Source organism: Neisseria sp. P0001.S005, assembly GCF_051963715.1.
This window is the reverse complement of the sequence record NZ_JBQCTZ010000498.1, coordinates 1-609: the sequence shown is the minus strand read 5'-3', so window position 1 is coordinate 609 and position 609 is coordinate 1. Positions and strand designations below refer to the sequence as shown.

Annotated in this window: 1 protein-coding gene and 1 pseudogene; both read left to right on the top strand. The window is 48.4% G+C overall.

Translation table 11 applies throughout. The features are described from left to right. Window positions 1–95 precede the first annotated feature (95 nt). On the top strand, window positions 96–452 hold the full coding sequence (locus ACTHSP_RS21295; protein WP_003686600.1) for an NADH-quinone oxidoreductase subunit A: 357 nt from the start codon (window positions 96–98) through the stop codon (window positions 450–452). Beyond that, window positions 422–609, top strand: a pseudogene (locus tag ACTHSP_RS21290) (NADH-quinone oxidoreductase subunit B); the annotation flags it as partial. The gene ACTHSP_RS21295 and the pseudogene ACTHSP_RS21290, both read left to right, overlap by 31 nt.

The window sequence follows — 609 nt, the reverse complement described above, 5'->3', positions numbered from 1 at the left end:
CTGATTTGCTGATATTTACCTTTAAATGGCTTTTGAAATTCGATAAAATGGTAATCTATTTTTAAGATTTGTCTGTCAACCAGTTAGGTACGACCATGTTGGCCAGTTACTTTCCCGTCCTCGTATTCATCCTCGTCGGCCTGGCAGCCGGCGTGCTGTTTATCCTGCTCGGCACAATTTTAGGCCCGAAACGCCACTATGCCGAAAAAGACGCGGCTTACGAATGCGGTTTTGAAGCCTTTGAAAACGCAAGGATGAAGTTCGACGTGCGCTATTACCTCGTCGCCATCCTCTTCATCCTGTTTGATTTGGAGGTCGCGTTCATGTTGCCGTGGGCTGTCGTGTTCAAAGATTTGGGCGCATACGGCTTCTGGTCTATGCTGGTGTTTATCGTCGTTCTGACGGTAGGCTTTATTTACGAATGGAAAAAAGGTGCGCTGGAATGGGAATAGAAGGCGTTTTGAAAAAAGGTTTCATCACCACCAGCGCGGATACGGTGTTGAACTATATGCGTACCGGTTCATTGTGGCCGGTTACTTTCGGCTTGGCCTGCTGCGCCGTGGAAATGATGCATGCGGGTATGGCGCGTTATGACCTTGACCGTTTCGG